The sequence below is a fragment of the Xanthobacter flavus genome (assembly GCF_017875275.1).
Taxonomy (GTDB): Bacteria; Pseudomonadota; Alphaproteobacteria; order Rhizobiales; family Xanthobacteraceae; genus Xanthobacter; species Xanthobacter flavus_A.
Map to the genome: position 1 here is coordinate 4,298,750 of NZ_JAGGML010000001.1, position 19,267 is coordinate 4,318,016.

Here is a 19,267-nt window from a genome sequence, read left to right on the forward strand (position 1 = left end):
GCGGCCGCCGCCTCGGGTCCGGGCACGGCATCGCATCACCCCGGCATCCGGGGCGCAAACGCCGGACGCGGGGCTACGCTCCTGCGATAGGGCAGGGGCGGCAGGGAATGTATCGGGCGCCGTTCATGCGCCCATGAGGCCCCCGACCTTCCCTTATGTCAAGTCGGTCGGCGCGGTGCGCTGATGGGGCGGGAGGGCGAGATGTGGGCCATTCGCCGCGTCATTCGGCCAGCCGCGTGGCCGCCGTGAAAAGATGAGCCCTGCCGTCCGAGCGTGGACGGCAGGGTACATGGTTCAGTTGGCCTTTTTCTCGCCTCGCGCGGCAATCACCGCCGGGCAGGCGCTTTCGGACAAGGGGCGGAAGGCCTCGTCGCCGGGCAGGGTGGCGACCAGCTTGTAGAGGTCCCACTCGCCCTTGGAGGCCTCGGGAGACTTCACCTCGAAGACGTAGAAATCATGCACCATGCGCCCGTCCTCACGGAGCTTGGCATTGCGCACCACGTCGTCCTTGATCGGCAGCTCGCCCATCTTCTTGACCACGGTCTGCGCATCATCGCTCTTCGTCGCCGCCACAGACTTCAGATAGTGCAGGACGGAGGAATAGACGCCGGCGTGAATGGCGGACGGGATCTTGCCATTCTGCGCCTTGAAGCGCTCCGAGAAGGCGCGGGTGCCGTCGTCGAGGTCCCAGTAGAAGCCTTCCGAGAGCAGCGTGCCCTGCGCCACCGGCAGGCCGACGCTCTTCACGTCCAGCGCAGTGAGGAAGAAGGCGACCAGCTTCTGCTTCGAGGTGGTGATGCCGAACTCGCGGGCGGTCTTGATGCCCGTCACCGTATCGTTGCCGGCATTGGCGAGGGCGATGATGTCCGCGCCCGAGCCCTGCGCCGTCAGGAGCGGCGAGGAAAGGTCCACCGCCGGGAAGGGATGGCGCACGGAGCCGAGCACCTTGCCGCCCTTCTTGCCCACCACGGTCTTGGCGTCGGCCTCCAACTGCTGGCCGAGGGCATAGTCCGCCGTGACGAGATACCAGGATGTGCCGGGCTGGGTCAGGCGGTTGGCGATGCCGGCCACCTGCACGTAGGTGTCCCACATCCATTGCACCACGTGGCCGGGCTGGCACGCATCGCCGGTGAGGCGGGCGGTGCCGCCGGGGAAGAGCGCGACGCGGTTCTTCTCCTTCACCAGCGGCGCGATGGCGAGCTGGATGGAGGCGTTGGACATGTCGGCGAGGACGTCCACGCCATCCTGGTCGATCCACTTGCGGGCGGTGGCGGAGGCGATGTCCGCCTTGTTCTGGTGGTCGGCGGAGACCATCTCGATCTTCATGCCGGCGCACTCGGCCTTCAGGCAGTCGTCGATGGCCATCTGCGCGGCGATCAGCGAGCCTTTCCCGGTGATGTCCGAATAAACGCCGGACATGTCGGTGAGCACGCCCACCTTCACCGTGCCCCCGGAGATTTCTGCCGCCGCCGGAGCTGCGGCGAGTCCCGCCGCCAGGGCCAAGGCGAGGGGGCCGAATTTCGCTGTCATGGATGTCCTCCCGGTCATTCTTGTCATTGGTCGGCGCTCACCAGTGGACCATGGGCAGGCCCGCCACCGGTGAACGGAAAAAGGGAATGCGGGTGCCGCGCAGGCTGCCCACATAGACGGTCCGAAGGTCCGGGCCGCCGAAGGTGACGCTCGCGAACCAGGGGGCGATGGTGCCGCCGCAGGCGAGCATCAGCTCGGGCGTCACGGCGTCCTTCTCCAGCGCCGCCATCAGCGCCTTGCCGGCGGCGCTGCCGCGGTCGTCATCGAGGATGATGCGCAGGTCGCCGTCCGGGGTGATGGCGAAGATGCGGTCCGTCATCACATGGGTGCCCCAGAGGTTGCCATGCGCGTCGAAGGCGATGCCGTCGATGAAGGCGCCGTGGTCCGAGGGGCCGAAGGTCTCGCGGTCGGTGAGGTCGCCGTTGGGCAGCGCCCTGAGGCGCGTCACCCGCTTGCCGCCCGTCTCGACAACGTAGAGCCATTCCTCCTTGGCGTCGAAGCGGATCTCGTTGGTGAAGCAGAAGCCGTCCGCGACGATGCGCAGATGGCCGTTCTCGTAAAGCGCCACATAGCCGTCCGCGACGTTCGGGCTCATGGCCTGCATCCAGTTCTTGATGCGGGTGGAGATGGTGAGCCAGATGCGGTCCCTTCTGTCGCGCAGCACGAAATTGACCTTGCCGATCGGTGTGCCGTCGATGGTGTCGGCGAGCACGCGGGATTGTCCGTCGCGGGTCATGATTTCCAGCCGGTCGGTACCGAAATTGGAGATCAGGATGTCCCCATTGCGGGCGAAGGCGAGGCCGTTCGGCAGGGTGCCGGCGACGAAGCGCGTCTCCTCGTCGGCGGCGGAGGCGAAGTGCGTCGCCTCGCTCTGCGCGATCAGCGTCTGGGTGCCGTCCGGGCGGATGTGCACCACCCCGCCGCGCGCGTCCGCGCTCCACAGGGACCCGTCGCGCTCCGCGAGGATGCACTCGGGACGCTGCAAGTTCTCGCCCACATAGGCGATGGCGGCGGGGTCGACCGTAAAGCCGTCGATGGGGTTGGGCGCTGCCATGGCGTTCCTCAGTCTGTCAGAAGCTCACCTTGTCGGCGCCCTTTAGCCCGAGGGTGGCGCGGGCCTCGTCCGGGGTGGCGATCTCGTGGCCCAGCTCTTCCAGGATACGCCGGATCTTCGCCACCTGCTCGGCATTGGAGGAGGCGAGCTTGCCGCGGCCGATGAACAGGCTGTCCTCCAGCCCCACCCGCACATTGCCGCCCAGCATGGCCGCCTGCGTGGCGAACGGCATCTGGTGGCGACCGGCGGCGAGCACCGAGAAGTAATAATCCTTGCCGAACAGCTTGTCGGCGGTGCGCTTCATGAACATCAGATTGTCCATGTCCGGCCCGATGCCGCCGAGAATGCCGAAGATGAACTGCAGGAACACCGGCGGCTTGAACCAGCCCTGGTCGAGGCAGTGGGCAAGATTGTAGAGGTGGCCCACGTCGTAGCATTCATGCTCGAACTTGGTGCCGTGCTCCTCGCCCAGCATCTTGTAGATGCGCTCGATGTCGCCGAACGTGTTGCGGAAGATGAAGTCCTTCGTGCCGGTGAGGTAGGGTTCCTCCCAGTCGTGCTTCCAGTTGGAATAGCGCTTCGCCAGCGGGTGCAGCGCGAAGTTCATGGAGCCCATGTTCAGCGAGCACATCTCGGGCGCGGCGATCAGCGGCGCGGCGAGGCGGTCCTCCACGGTCATGTTCAGGCCGCCGCCGGTGGTGATGTTGATGACCGCGTCGGTCGCCTGCTTGATGCGCGGCAGAAACTCCATGAACACGGCGGGATCGGGCGTCGGGCGCCCATCCTTCGGATCGCGGGCGTGCAGGTGCAGGATGGCAGCGCCGGCCTCGGCCGCGGCGATGGCCTGCTCGGCGATCTCGTTGGGTGTGATGGGCAGCGCGTCGGACATGGTGGGCGTGTGAATGCCGCCCGTCACCGCGCAGGTGATGATGACCTTGCTCAAGACGTGTCTCCGCAAAAATGCGTTCAATCGGGAAGGATGGCGACGGCGCGCGTCCAGCCGGCGGAGGCGGCGCGCACCTTCACCGGGAAGCAGCTGATGGTGAAGCCGGTGGAGGGCAGCGCCTCGAGATTGTGCAGCTTCTCGATCTGGCAATAGCCCTTCTCGCGGCCGGCCTTGTGGCCTTCCCAGATGAGGGATGCATCACCCGTCTCGGCGAAGCGGCGCGCGGTGAAAGAGAAGGGCGCGTCCCAGCTCCAGCCGTCCGTGCCCACGACCCGAACCCCTTGATTTACAAGGTGGAGCGTGGCGTCGCGGCCGAAGCCGCAGCCCTTGTCGATGTAATCGGCCTGACCATAGGCGATGCCGGCGGAGGTGTTCGCCACCACGATGTCGAGGGGGCTCAGCCTATGGCCGATGCGCGCCAGTTCCGCGTCGATCTCCGCCGGCGTCACCACATGGCCGTCGGGCAGATGGCGGAAGTCCAGCTTCACGCCGGGGCGGAAGCACCAGTCGAGCGGGATCTCGTCAATGGTGATGGCGCGGGCGCCGCCGTCCATGGTGGGGTGATAGTGCCACGGCGCATCCACATGGGTGCCGTTGTGGGTGGAGATGTGGGCGGTCTCCACCGCCCAGCCCATGCCCTCGGGAAGCTGCTCGGGCGTGAGGCCGGGGAAGGCGGCGCACAAGGTGGCGGCGGTTTCGGTGTGGACTGAATAGTCGATGCGGACCCGCTGGAAGGGTGGGTCGGCGGGCACGTCGTTTTCCAGCGGAATGGAGATGTCGACGAATTTCGGCACGGCGTCCCATCCTCCCCGGCCCGTCAGGCGGGCTTCGATTTTTGGCATTTTGAACAGTCGTACAGGTTATTGTACGTACGTTCAAGATGCATATGAATGCGAGGGCACCGATGGCGCAGATCCTCACACCGCGACTGGTGCGAATGCAATGGCAGCGCTAGAAGAGGCCATGGAGACGACGAAGAAGACCGCGCCGGTCCGGCGCTCGGCTGCTCCGGCGGCGCGCCGGAAGGCGCCGCGCCGCTCACCCGTGGCACCCGAGGAGATTCAGCGTCCCGACCGGCGGCAGGACATCCTCGACAGCGCGGAATTCCTCTTCGCCGAGCGGGGCTATGCCGCCGTTTCCGTGCGCGACATCGCCGCCCGCGCGGGGGTTCCCGTGGCGCTGGTGAGCTATTATTTCGGCCGCAAGCCGGAGCTGCTGGCGACGGTGTTCGCGCATCGGCAGGCCAATCTGGATGAGCGCATTTCCCGCATCCGGGAAATCGGCGCGCGCGGGCCGGGCCCTGGCCGCGTGGAAGAGATCGTGGCCGCCTGGGCGGAGCCGGTGGTGCGGCTGACCGGCTCGGCGAGCGGCGACAGCTTTTCCCTTCTCGTCGCCCGCACGGCCTGGGACCCGGGGCCGGAGGCGACGGAGATCATCGGGCGCTTCTACGATCCGCTGGTGCATGCCTTCCTGGAGGCCATGTCGGTGGCGCTGCCGGATTGCCCTGCGGACAAGCTGCTCTGGGCCTACGAATATGCGGTCGGCGCGCTGCTGATGTACGTCGCCGACAAGCGCATCGAGCGTCTGTCGAACGGCCGGGCAACGGCCGGAGACCCGGCGCGGTTCGACGATTTCGTTCGCTTCGTCACCGCCGGCCTCACGGCCATGTGCCGCTGAAGGCGGGCCGGGGGGCTCCGCAAGGCTGCGCAAGGGTTCCGCGCTTCAGGCGCCATCGGCGATGGGTTCAAGCCACCTCACGACCGGAAAAGCGCTCGCCGGGTGATGGCGCGGCGCGATCGATGGCAGCGGCGATCATCGTTGGCTGGAGCAGCCTCTGGCGCGACTTCCGGGCGGAGATCACGGGATGTGGCGGTACAACAAGCGTTTGCAACGCTTTGGAATGGTGCTGCGAGAGAGGATTGAACTCTCGACCTCTCCCTTACCAAGGGAGTGCTCTACCACTGAGCTACCGCAGCGTGCCGGCGGGCCGCATGGAAGCGGGGACCGCGGCGACGGGTGTGCCGTCGTCAGGAGCGCTCCTCTAGTACATGCGGCGCTGCGGTGCAAGGGGCCGGGTGCCGATGGCGGTGGATGACGCCACAAACGGACGCGCCCGCGCAAACCCCCGGTGCCATTCGCCGAAAAAATGCGCCTGCTTGCGGCTTGAGCGTTTCCTTCTGCCCAGCTAGCCTCCATCCTACGTGGCCTGGATGGGGGAAGTCATGGCAGCGGACAAGGCGCGCAAGGAAACCATAGGCGCCGTCCGGCGCACATTCGCCCCGTGGAAGGACCCCGGCCAGACCCCGCTCATCCGCTTCGAGAACGTCATCAAGCGGTTCGGCGACTTCACCGCCGTCAACAACGTCAGCCTCGACATCTACGAGCGGGAATTCTTCGCGCTGCTCGGCCCCTCTGGCTGCGGCAAGACCACCCTCATGCGCATGCTGGCCGGATTCGAGGAGCCCACCTCCGGCCGCCTCACGCTGGCCGGGGAGGATCTGGCGGGGGTGCCGCCCTACCGGCGGCCAGTGAACATGATGTTCCAGTCCTATGCGCTGTTCCCGCACATGAACGTGGCGGACAACATCGCCTTCGGCCTGAAGCAGGACAAGATGCCCAAGGCCGACATCGATGCCCGCGTCGAGGAGATGCTGCATCTCGTCAAGCTGGAGCAGTTCGCCAAGCGCAAGCCTCACCAGCTGTCCGGCGGCCAGCGCCAGCGCGTGGCGCTGGCGCGATCCCTCGCCAAGCGGCCCAAGGTGCTGCTGCTGGACGAGCCGCTCGGCGCCCTCGACAAGAAATTGCGCGAGGAGACGCAGTTTGAGCTGATGGACCTGCAGATGTCCCTCGGCATGACCTTCCTGATCGTGACGCACGACCAGGAGGAGGCCATGACCGTGGCGGACCGGATCGCCGTCATGAATCACGGCGTGCTGGTGCAGGTAGCCCCGCCCGCTGAAATCTACGAGCAGCCCGCCACCCGCTACATCGCCGACTTCATCGGCGAGGTGAATCTCATCGAATCCACCGTCACCGCCTGTGAGGGCGAGATGACCCGGCTGACCTCCGATGTGACGCCTTCCCCGCTGAGCGTGGCCCATCCGTGCGAAGTGGCCGCCGGGGGCAATGCCTGCATCGCCATCCGGCCGGAAAAGCTGCGGATCTCCCTCGATCCTCCGCCGGAGGGGAGCGAGAATATCTTCGCCGGCAAGATCTGGGATATCGGCTACCTGGGTGATCTCTCCATCTACCATGTGGAGCTCGCCTGCGGTCAGCGGCTGAAGGTGTCCCAGCCGAACCTGTCGCGCCGGGTGGCGCGCCCCATTTCCTGGGAAGACGAGGTGTGGGTCACGTTCGACCCCGACGCCGGCGTTCTGCTGACCCGCTGAGGAGAAACGGACATGGCCATGGCGGGCGAGAAGGGCAGGGGCCGCTGGTTCGTAATCGCGGTTCCCTATCTGTGGCTTCTGGCGCTGTTCCTCGCGCCCTTCCTCATCGTGTTCAAGATCTCGCTGTCGCAGGACGTGGTGGCCCAGCCGCCCTATGCCCCGCAGCTCGATCTCTCCAACGGACTTGCGGGGCTGACGGACTTCCTCTCGCAGCTCTCCTTGGCCAATTACGGCTACGTGCTCGATTTCTCCAACGAGTTCCTGGAGGCCTACGGCTCAAGCCTTGTGATCGCCTCCATCTCCACCGTGCTTCTGCTGCTGGTGGGCTACCCCATCGCCTACGGCATGGCGCGGGCGCCGCGCTCCATCCAGCCGACGCTGCTGATGCTGGTGATCCTGCCGTTCTGGACCTCGTTCCTGATCCGCGTCTACGCCTGGATCGGCATCCTCTCGCCGGAGGGCCTGCTGAACCAGGGGCTCATGGCGCTGGGCGTCATCGATACGCCGCTGGAGATCCTGAACACCAATCTCGCGGTCTATATCGGCATCGTCTATTCCTACCTGCCGTTCATGGTGCTGCCGCTCTACTCGGCGCTGGAGAAGCTGGATCTGACGCTTCTTGAGGCCGCGGCAGACCTCGGCTGCCCGCCGACCAAGGCGTTCTGGACCATCACCTTCCCGCTCTCCATCCCTGGCGTCGCCGCCGGCGCGCTGCTGTGCTTCATCCCGGCGGTGGGCGAGTTCGTGATCCCCGATCTGCTCGGCGGCTCCGACACCCTGATGATCGGCAAGTCGCTGTGGACCGAGTTCACCGTGAACCGCTCCTGGACGGTCTCCTCGGCGGTGGCGGTGCTGCTGCTGCTGGTTCTGGTGATCCCCATCGTCATCTACCAGAACATCCAGCAGCGTGAACTGGAGGCGGGCAAATGAAGAAGGGCCTCACCTGGTTCAACATCACGTCCATCGTGCTCGGATTCGCCTTCCTCTACATCCCGATCCTGCTGTTGGTCATCTACTCCTTCAACGCCTCGCGCCTCGTCACCGTGTGGGCGGGCTTCTCCACCCAATGGTACTGGTCCCTGCTGGAGAACGAGCAGCTCATCGACGCCGCGTGGGTGACGCTGCGCATCGCCTTCTTCTCCTCGCTGGTGGCGACCGTGCTCGGCACCATGGCGGCGCTGGCGCTGACCCGCTACGGGCGGTTCGGTGGCCGCACCCTGTTCTCGGGCATGATCTATGCGCCCCTCGTAATGCCTGAGGTCATCACCGGCCTGTCGCTGCTGCTGCTGTTCGTGGCGGTGAATTTCGACCGGGGCTTCTGGACGGTGCTGCTGGCCCACATCACCTTCACCATGTGCTTCGTGGCCGTGGTGGTGCAGTCGCGCCTTGTCACCTTCGACCGCACGCTGGAGGAGGCGGCGCTGGATCTCGGTTGTCCGCCGTTCCAGACCTTCATCAAGATCACTTTGCCGCTTATCCTGCCGGCGGTGGTGTCCGGCTTCATGCTGGCCTTCACCCTGTCGCTGGATGATCTCGTGATCGCGAGCTTCACCACCGGGCCCGGTGCGACCACGCTGCCCATGCGCATCTATTCGCAGGTCCGCCTGGGCGTGACGCCGGAGATCAACGCGGTCTGCACCATCCTCATCGCCATCGTGACGGTGGTGGTCATCGTCGCCTCCATTCTCACCAAGCGCGCAGAGAACCAGCGGCAGGCGGAGGAGCGGGCGGCGCTGCAATAGGGCGCGAGAGGCGAAGGCCTTCGGGCGACCGGTTCGCGCATGCCGTCGCCTCGGCGCAGGGCCGCGAGGGAATCCCGGCGGCAAAAGCGCCGAACGCGGTCACGATCTGGATCATGAGCAGCAAGGCGCCGGCCAGCATCGCTCCGCCCATCAGCAGGGCGAGTCCACGGTTGCGATCAGCGGATACGGAGGCGGCGGTGGCCATGCCCAAACTCCCGGTGTGCGAGACACCGGGAGCGTGACAGTGAAGTGTTAACCATAACCTTAAGTTCTGCCCGTCCAGCGTCCGCGGCGAAAGGCCGCCTCAGCGGCCCTCGCGCACCCATGCGGCGGTGATGACGCCGAGCAACAGGAGCAGGCCGGAGAGACCCGCGAACATCGGGAACAGGCCGATGCCGCGCACGACCGAGGCATCGCGCGTCTTCAGGCCCATCCAGTCCTCGCCGGCCAGCCTATCGGAGGCCGAGACCTGCACGAGGCGCGGCACCTGCCCGTTTAGGTCGGCAAGGCGCCACACGCCGCCGCCGGTGGCCGCCGCGATGGGGGCGAGCACGTCGCGGGTGCTGGTCACCTCGGCGAACTCCTTCGGATTCAGCGGGCCGATATTGGCGAGGGCGTTCAGCGTGCCGTTCTGCGCCCGCCACAGGCCGAGTTCATCGGCCGGCGTCTTCGCCTGCCAAAGGCCGGGCTCGACCTGCGCCAGGGTGAGGGTGCGCAGCGCGCCGGATGGGGTGGTGACGGTGGCGGGCGGCACCTGGTCCGCCATGGTCTGGCGTTCCACGATGAGATCGCGGCCGGAGACGGTGAGCTTGAGCCGCTCCTCCTCCAGATCCGGCTCCTTCATCAGCCAGTGGGACAGGCGGCGCAGCAGGTCGATGTGGGGGCCGCCGCCTTCATAGCCGCGCGCCCACAGCCAGATGTGGTCCGAGAGGAGCAGGGCGACGCGGCCTTCTCCCACCCGGTCCACCAGCAGCACCGGCTTTTCGCCGGGCGCGGACATGAGGCTCGTGCCGGAGCGCGCCTGCGCGTCGATCACACGGAAGAAGCGGCTCCAGTGGGGCGGGTCGCTCTCCGACCCCGGCAGGTTGCGGGTGACGGGATGGCGCTTGCCGGGGTCGGTGAGCTTCGCGTGGTAGGGCGCATCGGTGGCCTCCCCACGCGGAATGCCGGGCAGAATCTCCTCCAGCGGCGTGTTGTAGAGCGAGCCGGTATCGATGAAGTCCGTACCCGCCGCCACCAGCACGGCGCCACCTGCGCGCACGTAGCGCACGATATTGTCGAAATAGATCTGCGGCAGCACGCCCTGCTGGGCGTAACGGTCGAAGATGATGAGGTCGAAATCCTTGATCTTGGTCTGGAACAGCTCGCGGGTCGGGAAAGCGATGAGCGAGAGTTCGTTGATGGGCGTGCCGTCCTGCTTCTCCGGCGGGCGCAGGATGGTGAAGTGGACGAGGTCCACGTTGGCGTCGCTCTTCAAGAGGTTGCGCCACGTGCGCTCGCCCACGTTCGGCTCGCCGGAAACGAGGAGCACGCGCAGCTTGTCGCGCACGCCGTCGATGGCGACGGCGGTGCGGTTGTTCACCTGCGTCAGCTCGCCTTCGAGCGGGGGCACCTCGAACTCGACGATGTTGGGGCCGGCGTGGGTGATGTCCACGTCGATGCTGGCGCTGCGGCCGGTGGTGACGGTGGGCCGGCCGATCACCTCGCCGTCTCGGCGAATGGTGACGGGCACGCGGGCACCGGCCGGGGCACCTTCGTCCGTCACCTTGAAGGTCACGGTCTGCTTCTGGCCGACGATGCCGAAGCGCGGCGTCTTCTCCAGCGCCACGCGGCGATCCCGCTCGCCGGCACGGCCGGTGATGAGGGCATGGACGGGAGCGGAGAAGCCGAGCGCGCCGGCATTCTCCGGCGTGTCATGGACGCGCCCGTCGGTGATCATGATGGCGCCGGCCACCCGCTCGGGCGGCACGTCGGCAAGGCCGGCCGAGAGCGCGGAGAACAGGCGCGTGCCGTCCGCCGAGCCGTCGCCCGCATCCGCCTCGATGGTCCGCACCTCGACGCCGGAAAGCTTGCCCAGGCGTTCGGCGAGCTGGGCGCGCGCCGCCTCGGTCTGCTGGGTGCGCTCGCCGAAGGATTGCGACTGGCTCTTGTCCACCACCACCGCAACCACGGAGGAGAGCGGCTCGCGCTCCTCGCGGGTGAAAGACGGGTTGGCGAGGGCCAGCAGGCCCACCGCCAGCGCCAGCGCGCGGAACACCGAGCCGCGGGTCCGGGAATAGACCAGCAGCCCGGCGAGCAGCGCAGCCGCGACCGCAACCGCGATCAGCGCCGGCAGCGGCAGGAAGGGGGAGAAGGTGAGGCCGTAGCTCATGCTTGGTCACTCGCGCGACTCCCTCTCCCCTTGCGGGAGAGGGCCGGGGTGAGGGGTCTGCCGAGCAAGGGGGCCGCCGGGAAAGCCTGGCGGAGCCACCCCCTCACCCCCCGGCCCCTCTCCCGCAGGGGGAGAGGGGAGGCGAGCGGCGAGCGCGGGAAGAAGACCGAACGGCCGGGCGTATGCATGCTATTGCCCCAGCCGTTCCAGCAGCGCCGGAACATGCACCTGGTCCGCCTTGTAGTTGCCGGTCAGCACGTACATCACCATGTTGGCACCGGCCCGGAAGGCGATCTCGCGCTGGCGCGGCTCGCCGGGGGTGAGCGGCAGCATCGGCTCGCCCGAGCGTGACACGGCCCAGGCGCCGGCCAGATCGTTCGAGGTGATGATGACGGGGGACACGCCGTCGCCGGCGCGGGCGGGGCGGTCGGCATCGTCGCGGGCGGCGGGTAGCGCTTCCACCCAGGTTGTGCCGCCGGTGAAGCGGCCGGGAAAATCCTTCAGGAGATAGAAGGCTTTGGTGAGCACGTGGTCGCGCGGCACCGGTTCCAGTTCCGGAATGTCGAGGCGGGAGAGGATTTCCTTCAGCCGCGCCTGCGCCGGGGTGAGCGGCGCGCCGGGGCCGCCGGGGGATTCGATGGCGTCGCGGGTATCGAAGATCACCGTGCCGCCCTGCTTCATATAGGTATCGATGCGCGCCAGCACCGGCTGGGCGGGAATGGGCGTGTTGGCGAGGATGGGCCAGTAGAGCACGGGGAAAAAGGCAAGCTCGTCCCGCGCGAGGTCCACGCCCATGGCCTCTCCCGCCTGCAGCGCGGTGCGCTGGCCGAGGAAGGTCGCGAGGCCGTCGAGGCCGGCGCGGGAGATGTCGTCCACCTCGCTGTCGCCCGTCACCACATAAGCGAAACGGGTCTGCGTGGTGGCCTTCAGCGCGAAGCCATCGTCGGCGCGGGCCGGGGCGGGCACGAGGGCGCCGGCGGTTGCGCCCAGCATGACCGCGGCGAGGAGGGCCGCCGCGGCGCCGCGACGGGCTTTCGTTCCACCCATGCGCGAGAGCCCTCCCGCCAGGAACAGCACCGCCAGCGCATCGAGAAGAAGCAACAGCATGGCGCCGATCAGGATCGGCCCGCGCATGTCGCGCGGCGCGCTCTCCTGCAAGGGCTCCGTGCGGCCCCCCAACGCTGCGAGATCAAGCACCTTGGGGCGGTCGGCCGGGAGCAGGGTGTTCACCGCCACGAGGCCGTCCGGCGGACCGTAAAAGCCGGGCGGATGATCGGCGGTGGAGCGGCCGCGATAATCGGCGGGTAAAGCGCGGGCGGTAGGGCCGGCGGGGCGGAAGGCGCCGAAGCCGTCGAGCACGCGGGCGGGCGGCAGCGCCGCCACATCCGGCCGGCCAGCGGGCTGGAGCGCCGTGCCGGCGGGGGCCGTCTCGGGCGGGGGCGGGGCGTCGGACAGGGCAACCACGTGGCGCAGCATTTCAACGAATGTGCCGGAAAGGGGCAGGTTCGACCAGGAGGTGTCGCCGGTGACATGGAACAGCACCAGCGCGCCCTTGCCCCGGCGGGTGCCGGTGACGAGGGGCGTGCCGTCCGCGAGCGTCGCCCATGTGCGGTCGCCGAGCGTGCCGTCCGGCTCGGCCAGCACCTGCCGGTTCACGGTCACGTCGTCGGCGGGCTTGATGTCGCGGAAGGGGCCTTCCGGCGTCAGGGAGCCGAGCTTCTGCGGCGTCTCCCACGACAGGGAGCCGCCCAGAACACGGCCGCCGCGTCGCAGGCGCACAGGCAGGAGATCGTCCTGCGCATTGGCGAGGCGCGGCCCGGCGAAGCGGATGAGCACGCCGCCGTCCTCCACGAATTTGGCGAGCCGGTTGCGGGTGGCGGGCGGAATGGTGCCGACATCGGTCAGCGCCAGCACGGGCAGGCGCTGGTCCAGGAAGCGGTTGATGTTCTCCGTGGCCGATCCCGTCTCCGCCACCCGCAGGTCGGCGAAGGGGCCGAGCGCGCGGGAGAGATAATAAGTCGGCGCCAGCAGCGGCTGGCCGGTGTCGGTGGAGGTGCCTGAGACGACGCCCACCGAGCGCCGCCGCCACCGCTTGTCCAGAAGCTGCACGGCGCCGGCCGAGTGCTCGCCGGCAATCTCCAGCCGCGCCACTTCGTTGCGCAGTTCCACCGGCAGGTCGAAGCGGGCGTCCACCTCGCTCGTGCCCTCCGGCAAAGTGAAAGGCGCTTCGGCGAGGACGAGGCCGCGCATGTCGCGGGCCGTCACGCGGCCGGCGCGGGGGGCACCGGACGTGGGGCGCACCACCTTCACCGTGAGCGCCTCGGCTGCATTCTCCGCCGCCGCGAGCGCGAGCGGTTCGGCGACGCCGCCACCCACCACAAGCAGCCGGGCGCCGGCGCCGAGGTCGGCGAAGGCGCGCGCGGTGTCGGGATCGGCGCCAAGGTCGACGCCATCGGAAATGTAGACCACGCCCGCGCTGGGCTCCGCGCCGAGGAGGCGCCCGGCCAGCGCCAGCGCCTCCTTGCGGGCGGGCGCATAGGGCACCGGCTCCAGCGAGCGGAGGCGGTCGCGCGCGGCGGCGGGGGTGGAGAGGGTCGCCTCGCGCGGCACGTCGCCGGTGGGGATGAGGGCGACCCCGCGCCCGTCGGTCTCCGCCTCGTCGATGAGGGCCGCTGCGGCGCTGCGGCGGGCCTCCCAGCTCGCGGCGGCCGGCCAGCCCTGATCAATGACGAGGAGAAGCGGCCCGGAGCCGGTCGGCGCCGCGGCGGGCGGATTCCAGATGGGCCCTGCGGCGGCGAGGATCACGAGTGCGGCGAGCAGCATCCTGAGAGCCGTGAGCCACCACGGCGTGCGCGCCGCGCTCTCCTCCTTGGGCGTGATGCCGAGCAGCAGGCGCAGCGGTGGGAAGCTCACCTGGCGCGGCTTCGGCGGCACCACGCGCAGCAGGAACCACAGCAGCGGCAGCGCGAGGAAGGCTGTGAGCAGCAGCGGGGCGGAGAAAGCGAGGGGGAGACCGAACATCAGGCCGGTCCTCCGGACACGTAGGCATGTCCGCCGCCCTTCGGCAAAGCGGAGGGACCGCCGCCCACGCTCATGCGCTGGTGCAGGGCGAGCAGCATCTCGCTCGCCGGACGGTCGGTGCGGTGGATGGCGAAGCTCCAGCCGAGACGCTCCGCCGCGGCGCGCAGGCGCGCGCGGTGATCGACCAGCTTCAGGTCATAGTCGGCCTTCCAGCTCTCGGCCCGGCCGACGGTCAGGCGGTCGCCGCCCTCGGGCTCGCGGAACTCGATGCGGCCGGAGAAGGGGAAGGTCTCCTCCGCCGGGTCCACGATCTGCACCAGGTGACCATGGGCGCCGGACGCGGCCAGCGTGTGGAGGCGCGCCTCGATCTCGTCCGCCGGGCTCCAGAAATCGCTGAACAGAACGATTTCCGACAAGGGCGAGGGACCGAACTCGGGCGGCAGGCTCGCCGGCAGGCGCGGTGCCAGCACCACGGCCTCGGCCATGCGCTCGACAATGCGGCGGTTGGCGGACGGGCGCATCAGCTCGGGAATGCCCACGCGCTCGCCGCCCTTCACCAGCAACTCGGCGAGGGCGAAGGCCACCACCAGCGCGCGCTCGCGCTTCGGTGCCTGTCCCCGGGAAGCGTAATTCATGGATGCCGAAAGATCGGGCCAGATCCACACCGTGTGGCTTGCCTCCCACTCGCGCTCGCGCACATACAGATGGTCGTCGCGGGCGGAGCGGCGCCAGTCCACGCGGTTCGCCGGCTCGCCATCCACGAAGCGGCGATACTGCCAGAAGTTCTCTCCGGTGCCCGCGCGGCGTCGCCCGTGCAGGCCGTGCTGCACGCTCATGGCGATACGCCGTGCCTCCAGGACAAGCCGCGGCATGGCCGCCGCGAGATCGGCCGCGGCGTGGGTGGCCGTCTCGACCGCCTGATGCGCATCGTCGGTCGTGGTCTGGCCTTTCGCAGCGGTTGCCATGGGCGCGGGCCGGTCCGCGCTCACCCGAGTCGCTCGGTGAGGCGGCGGATGATGCCGGTGACGCTCTGGCGCTCGGCGCGGGCGGCGAAGGTCAGCGCCATGCGATGCTTCAGCACCGGTTCGGCGAGGGCCACCACGTCGTCGAGGGAAGGCGCATAGCGCCCGTCCAGCAGGGCACGGGCACGCACCGCCAGCATCAGCGCCTGGCTGGCGCGCGGGCCAGGACCCCAGGCGATATAGGCCTGCTCCGGCCCTTCCGCGCCCGGACGGGCGGAGCGGACCAGGGTGAGGATGGCCTCCACCACCGATTCGCCCACCGGCAGGCGGCGGACGAGGCGCTGGGCGGCGATAAGGTCGTCCACCGTCATGGCGGCGCGGGGCTTCTGCTCCTCCGCCGAGGTGGTTTCGAACAGGATCTTCCGCTCCGCGTCGCGGTCCGGATAATCCACGTCGATCTCCATCAGGAAACGGTCGAGCTGCGCCTCTGGGAGGGGATAGGTGCCTTCCTGCTCCAGCGGGTTCTGGGTCGCGAGCACATGGAAGGGCTTGGGCAGGTCATGCCGCTCGCCGGCGACGGTGACGTGGTATTCCTGCATGGCCTGCAGCAAGGCCGACTGGGTGCGGGGCGAGGCGCGGTTGATCTCGTCCGCCATCAGCAGCTGGGCGAAGATCGGACCCTTGATGAAGCGGAAGGCGCGCCGCCCGCCGGCCGATTCTTCCAGCACCTCGGCGCCGAGGATGTCGGAAGGCATCAGGTCCGGCGTGAACTGCACGCGACGGGCATCGAGGCCCAGCACCGTACCCATGGTGTCCACGAGCTTGGTCTTGGCAAGGCCCGGCACGCCGACGAGCAGCGCATGGCCGCCGGCGAGAATGGTGATCAGCGCGCGCTCCACCACCGTTTCCTGCCCGAAGATGACGTTGGAAATGGCCGCGCGGGCGGCCTTCACATGGGCGGCGGCGGCTTCCGCGTTGCGGATGATCATCTGGTCGAGGTCGAAGGTCTCGCCGGCAGCCGACATATGCTCATCTCCTCCACGCGAACGAATCGCACGCCAAATACGCACCGCACGCACACTTGCCCGCATGCCGAACATGCACCGCAAGCTTGCTGCCAAAAGCGGCAACAAAACGCCTCCGCTCCTCCTTCGCCGGGCCGTTCCGCCCTCTGCCGGTCTGATGGGCATCGGGCGGGCCGTTCCATGCGCCGGCCTGGGACGGACGCCGAACCACGGGGCCGCCTTGCGGTCTCCGCGTGAAAAGGCCCGTCTCGCGAAGTCTTGCAAACGTCGCGCCACCCGGACACAGAGCTTACGATATGATGCGCGTGCGTCGAGCCCCCCCGAACGCTGCGCGAGTGCGCCGCACTCACGTCATCGCGAGCCCGCCGCTTTTCGCGGCGTGACCGGCCAAGGAGACCAGATGCCCGCACCTGAGCCAGACACGCCCCCCGTTTCGCCGGACGCCGCATCCAGCACCTCCTCGGCCACCGGCCGGCTGGAGGCGCTGATGGCGGCCGCCCGTGCCGGCGGGGGGAAGGGTCCGGCGCCGGTGGAGCTGTGGAACCCGCCCGATTGCGGCGACATGGACATGGTGATCCGGGCCGACGGGACGTGGACCTACATGGGCACCCCCATCACGCGCCCGGCGCTGGTCAAGCTGTTCGCCTCCGTGCTCGCGCGGGAAGGCGAGCGCTTCGTGCTCAAGACGCCGGTGGAAAAGGTGGGCATCACAGTGGAGGATGCGCCGTTCCTCGCTGTCGATATGGCCGTGGAGGCCGGTGCGGCAGAGCACGGACCCCGGGGCGCCACTCTCGTCTTCCGCACCAATCTCGACGACGTGGTGCGCTGCGGGCCGGGCCAAGAACTGCGCTTCGCTCACGGCACCGGCGACGGCGAGGTCGTGCCCTACCTGCACGTTCGCCGTGGGCTGGAGGCGCGGCTGTCGCGGGCGGTGCATCTCGACCTGATGGAACGCGGGGAGGTGCGGGAAGAGGGCGGCGTCCCCATGTTCGGGGTGGCGTCGGGCGGGCTCTTCTTCCCCATCCTTCCGGCGACCGAACTGGGACTGGACTGATGCGGGCGTTCGACGAAGCGTTTTCCGAAACCAACAGCGCAGGCGGAAGCCTCGCTGATTTCCTGCGCCGCGCCGGGGAGCGCCTGTCGCCCACACCGCCGCCGTTCTATTCCGAAGGCGACTTTCTCGCGCTCAATGGCGATCACGCCTTGCAGCCGGAAAAGGTCAGCCTCATCCCGCAGGAGCGCCCCCGCCACGCCGCCGTGCTTGTGCCGGTGATCGCCCGGCCGGAGCCGACCATCCTGCTGACGCTTCGGTCATCACACCTCTCCGAGCATGCGGGGCAGGTGGCGTTTCCGGGCGGGCGCGTCGATCCCGGCGACAAGGACGAGATCGACGCGGCGCTCAGGGAGGCGCGCGAGGAGGTGGGGCTTGATTCGGCGCGGGTCCGTCCGCTCGGCTTCCTCGACGGCTACCTCTCTGGCACCGGCTTCTGGATCGTGCCGGTGGTGGCGCTGGTGGACCCGGCCTATACGCTCACGCTCAATCCGGCCGAGGTGGAGGAGGCGTTCGAGGTGCCGCTCGGTTTCCTCATGAGCCCGCGCAACCACGAGCGCCAGTCGCGGGAATGGAAGGGCACGCTGCGGCATTATTACGTGATGCCGTTCGAGGGGCATAATATCTGGGGCGCGACGGCGGGCATGCTGCGCAACCTTTACGAGAAGGTCTACGCCTGATGGCGCGCAGCCTGCTCATTGAACTTGCCCTGTTCCTTACGCCGTTCCTGCTCTACGGCGCCCTGCTGATCGCGACCAAAGGCTCGGCAGTGCCGGCCAACTGGTCGCCCCGCGCCCTCGCGGTCACCGCCTTCGCGGCAGTGGCTCTTGTCGTTCTGGGGCTCTTCCTGTTCGAGCATGGCCGCGTGGCGCCCCCCGGCGCGCATTACGTGCCCGCGCAGACGAAGGACGGCGTGTTCGTGCCGGGGCATTTCGAATGACAGCGAGCGTTGCCGGCGCCCCGTTCTGGGCGACGCCCGGCCTTGCGCCCCTCCTCGCAGCCCTGAACGGCGGGGGAGAGGAAGCGCGGGTGGTCGGCGGCGCGGTGCGCAATTCGCTGCTCGGTCTGCCAGTGACCGACGTGGACATCGCCACCACCGCCGTGCCGCAGGAGGTCGCCGCCCGTGCCTCACGCGCCGGCCTGAAGGCGGTGCCCACCGGCATCGAGCATGGCACGGTCACGGTGGTGTCGGGCCACCATGGATACGAGGTCACCACCCTGCGCGAGGATGTGGAGACCGACGGCAGGCGGGCGGTGGTGCGCTTCGGCCGGAGCTGGGAGCATGATGCCGAACGGCGGGACTTCACCCTGAACGCGCTCTATGCGGCTGCGGACGGCACGGTGCTGGACCTTGTGGGTGGCCTTGCCGATCTCGAGGCGCGCAAGGTGCGCTTCATCGGCTCGCCGGAGGCGCGCATCCGCGAGGATTACCTGCGCATCCTGCGGCTGTTCCGCTTCCACGCGGCCTACGGGGCCGGCGCGGTGGACGGGGCGGCCTTTTCCGGGGCGGTGCGCCTTCGGCAGGGCCTGCTGTCCCTATCGCACGAGCGGGTGCGCGCGGAATTGCTGAAGCTGCTGCTTGCCCCCGGCGCGGCGGCGACGCTCGCGACCATGAGCGATGCGGGTCTCATCCAGCCGCTGATCGGTGGCATCGCCGATGCCCGCGCCTTCGCGCGGCTGGTGGAGATCGAGGCGCAATGGCGTGCGCAGGGCAGGAACGTCCCGCCGGATGCCATCCGCCGCCTCGCCGCCCTTGCCTTGCGGGTGTCGGACGATGCGGACCGTCTGCGCGGAAAGCTGCGCCTGTCCAATGCCGAGGCGCGGCGTCTCGCGCTCATGGCCGGCCCCGTGCCGGAGGTTGGCGACGATGCAGCCGCACAGGCTTTCATCTACCGCACCGGCGCGGACGCCGCCCGCGATCGCGCCCTGCTGGCGGCGGCGCGCGGACGGGCGGGCATGGAGCGGATCGGCCGGCTGGCGACGTACTGGACGGTGCCGCGGCCGCCCTTTAGCGCAGATGATCTGATGGCGCTCGGGCTCAAGCCGGGACGCGCCCTCGGTACGGCGCTTCGGCGGGCTGAGGTGGCATGGATCGACGCCGGCTTTCCCGGGGATCGCGCGCGGATCGACGCCCTCCTACGGGCGTCGATCGACACGGAGGGTGGGCCTGTCTAGG

General features: G+C 68.8%; 16 protein-coding genes and 1 tRNA gene. 8 read left to right on the forward strand and 9 right to left on the reverse strand.

Annotated features, from left to right (window positions below; all coding sequences use genetic code 11):
* Positions 1–294: 294 nt before the first annotated feature.
* Genes J2126_RS20270 through J2126_RS20285 form a run of 4 tightly spaced genes read right to left on the reverse strand, consistent with a single transcriptional unit; the run spans position 295 to position 4,324 of the window.
* Complete coding sequence (locus tag J2126_RS20270; RefSeq protein ID WP_209488640.1) at positions 295–1,530, reverse strand: ABC transporter substrate-binding protein; 1,236 nt, start codon at positions 1,528–1,530, stop codon at positions 295–297.
* A gap of 37 nt (positions 1,531–1,567) precedes the next feature.
* Entirely contained in the window at positions 1,568–2,584 is a 1,017-nt protein-coding gene (locus J2126_RS20275) for an SMP-30/gluconolactonase/LRE family protein (protein WP_209488641.1), read from the reverse strand.
* A gap of 16 nt (positions 2,585–2,600) precedes the next feature.
* Entirely contained in the window at positions 2,601–3,527 is a 927-nt protein-coding gene (locus tag J2126_RS20280; protein WP_281066347.1) for a 3-keto-5-aminohexanoate cleavage protein, read from the reverse strand.
* A gap of 23 nt (positions 3,528–3,550) precedes the next feature.
* Positions 3,551–4,324: a cyclase family protein gene (locus tag J2126_RS20285; RefSeq protein ID WP_348634355.1), complete on the reverse strand. Its 774-nt coding sequence runs from the start codon at positions 4,322–4,324 to the stop codon at positions 3,551–3,553.
* Between the two features lie 169 nt (positions 4,325–4,493).
* On the opposite strand from J2126_RS20285, the gene J2126_RS20290 reads away from it, so the two are divergent.
* Positions 4,494–5,207 (forward strand): TetR/AcrR family transcriptional regulator, encoded by a 714-nt coding sequence (locus tag J2126_RS20290; protein ID WP_209488644.1) that lies wholly within the window; start codon positions 4,494–4,496, stop codon positions 5,205–5,207.
* A gap of 224 nt (positions 5,208–5,431) precedes the next feature.
* On the opposite strand, the gene J2126_RS20295 is transcribed toward J2126_RS20290, so the two are convergent.
* Positions 5,432–5,506: transfer RNA gene (locus tag J2126_RS20295), tRNA-Thr, on the reverse strand.
* A gap of 246 nt (positions 5,507–5,752) precedes the next feature.
* On the opposite strand from J2126_RS20295, the gene J2126_RS20300 reads away from it, so the two are divergent.
* Genes J2126_RS20300 through J2126_RS20310 form a run of 3 tightly spaced genes read left to right on the forward strand, consistent with a single transcriptional unit; the run spans position 5,753 to position 8,661 of the window.
* Positions 5,753–6,919: an ABC transporter ATP-binding protein gene (locus J2126_RS20300; RefSeq protein ID WP_209488645.1), complete on the forward strand. Its 1,167-nt coding sequence runs from the start codon at positions 5,753–5,755 to the stop codon at positions 6,917–6,919.
* Positions 6,920–6,931: 12 nt separating this feature from the next.
* Positions 6,932–7,849 (forward strand): ABC transporter permease subunit, encoded by a 918-nt coding sequence (locus tag J2126_RS20305; RefSeq protein ID WP_209488646.1) that lies wholly within the window; start codon positions 6,932–6,934, stop codon positions 7,847–7,849.
* Positions 7,846–8,661 (forward strand): ABC transporter permease, encoded by an 816-nt coding sequence (locus tag J2126_RS20310; RefSeq protein ID WP_209488647.1) that lies wholly within the window; start codon positions 7,846–7,848, stop codon positions 8,659–8,661. Before J2126_RS20305 ends, J2126_RS20310 begins: the two co-directional genes overlap by 4 nt.
* A 304-nt stretch (positions 8,662–8,965) precedes the next feature.
* Here J2126_RS20310 and J2126_RS20315 read toward each other — a convergent pair whose 3' ends face one another.
* The 4 genes from J2126_RS20315 to J2126_RS20330 all read right to left on the reverse strand — a co-directional run bounded on the left by J2126_RS20315 (position 8,966) and on the right by J2126_RS20330 (position 16,040).
* Positions 8,966–11,032: a hypothetical protein gene (locus J2126_RS20315; protein WP_209488648.1), complete on the reverse strand. Its 2,067-nt coding sequence runs from the start codon at positions 11,030–11,032 to the stop codon at positions 8,966–8,968.
* Positions 11,033–11,221: 189 nt separating this feature from the next.
* Complete coding sequence (locus tag J2126_RS20320; RefSeq protein WP_209488649.1) at positions 11,222–14,053, reverse strand: DUF4159 domain-containing protein; 2,832 nt, start codon at positions 14,051–14,053, stop codon at positions 11,222–11,224.
* Positions 14,053–15,018, reverse strand: coding sequence for a DUF58 domain-containing protein (locus tag J2126_RS20325; RefSeq protein ID WP_209488650.1), 966 nt, complete (start codon positions 15,016–15,018; stop codon positions 14,053–14,055). Before J2126_RS20325 ends, J2126_RS20320 begins: the two co-directional genes overlap by 1 nt.
* 20 nt (positions 15,019–15,038) lie before the next feature.
* Entirely contained in the window at positions 15,039–16,040 is a 1,002-nt protein-coding gene (locus J2126_RS20330) for an AAA family ATPase (RefSeq protein ID WP_209488651.1), read from the reverse strand.
* A gap of 400 nt (positions 16,041–16,440) precedes the next feature.
* Between J2126_RS20330 and J2126_RS20335 the strand changes: the two genes are divergently transcribed.
* From J2126_RS20335 to J2126_RS20350, 4 genes are read left to right on the forward strand one after another with little or no spacing between them, the layout of a single operon-like run.
* On the forward strand, positions 16,441–17,094 hold the full coding sequence (locus tag J2126_RS20335) for a DUF1285 domain-containing protein (protein WP_209488652.1): 654 nt from the start codon (positions 16,441–16,443) through the stop codon (positions 17,092–17,094).
* Positions 17,094–17,771: a CoA pyrophosphatase gene (locus tag J2126_RS20340; protein ID WP_209488653.1), complete on the forward strand. Its 678-nt coding sequence runs from the start codon at positions 17,094–17,096 to the stop codon at positions 17,769–17,771. Before J2126_RS20335 ends, J2126_RS20340 begins: the two co-directional genes overlap by 1 nt.
* Complete coding sequence (locus J2126_RS20345) at positions 17,771–18,031, forward strand: DUF6111 family protein (RefSeq protein WP_209488654.1); 261 nt, start codon at positions 17,771–17,773, stop codon at positions 18,029–18,031. Before J2126_RS20340 ends, J2126_RS20345 begins: the two co-directional genes overlap by 1 nt.
* The gene (locus J2126_RS20350) at positions 18,028–19,266 is read left to right on the forward strand and encodes a CCA tRNA nucleotidyltransferase (RefSeq protein ID WP_209488655.1); all 1,239 of its coding nucleotides are present in this window, start codon (positions 18,028–18,030) and stop codon (positions 19,264–19,266) included. Before J2126_RS20345 ends, J2126_RS20350 begins: the two co-directional genes overlap by 4 nt.
* The last annotated feature ends 1 nt before the right edge of the window (position 19,267 follow it).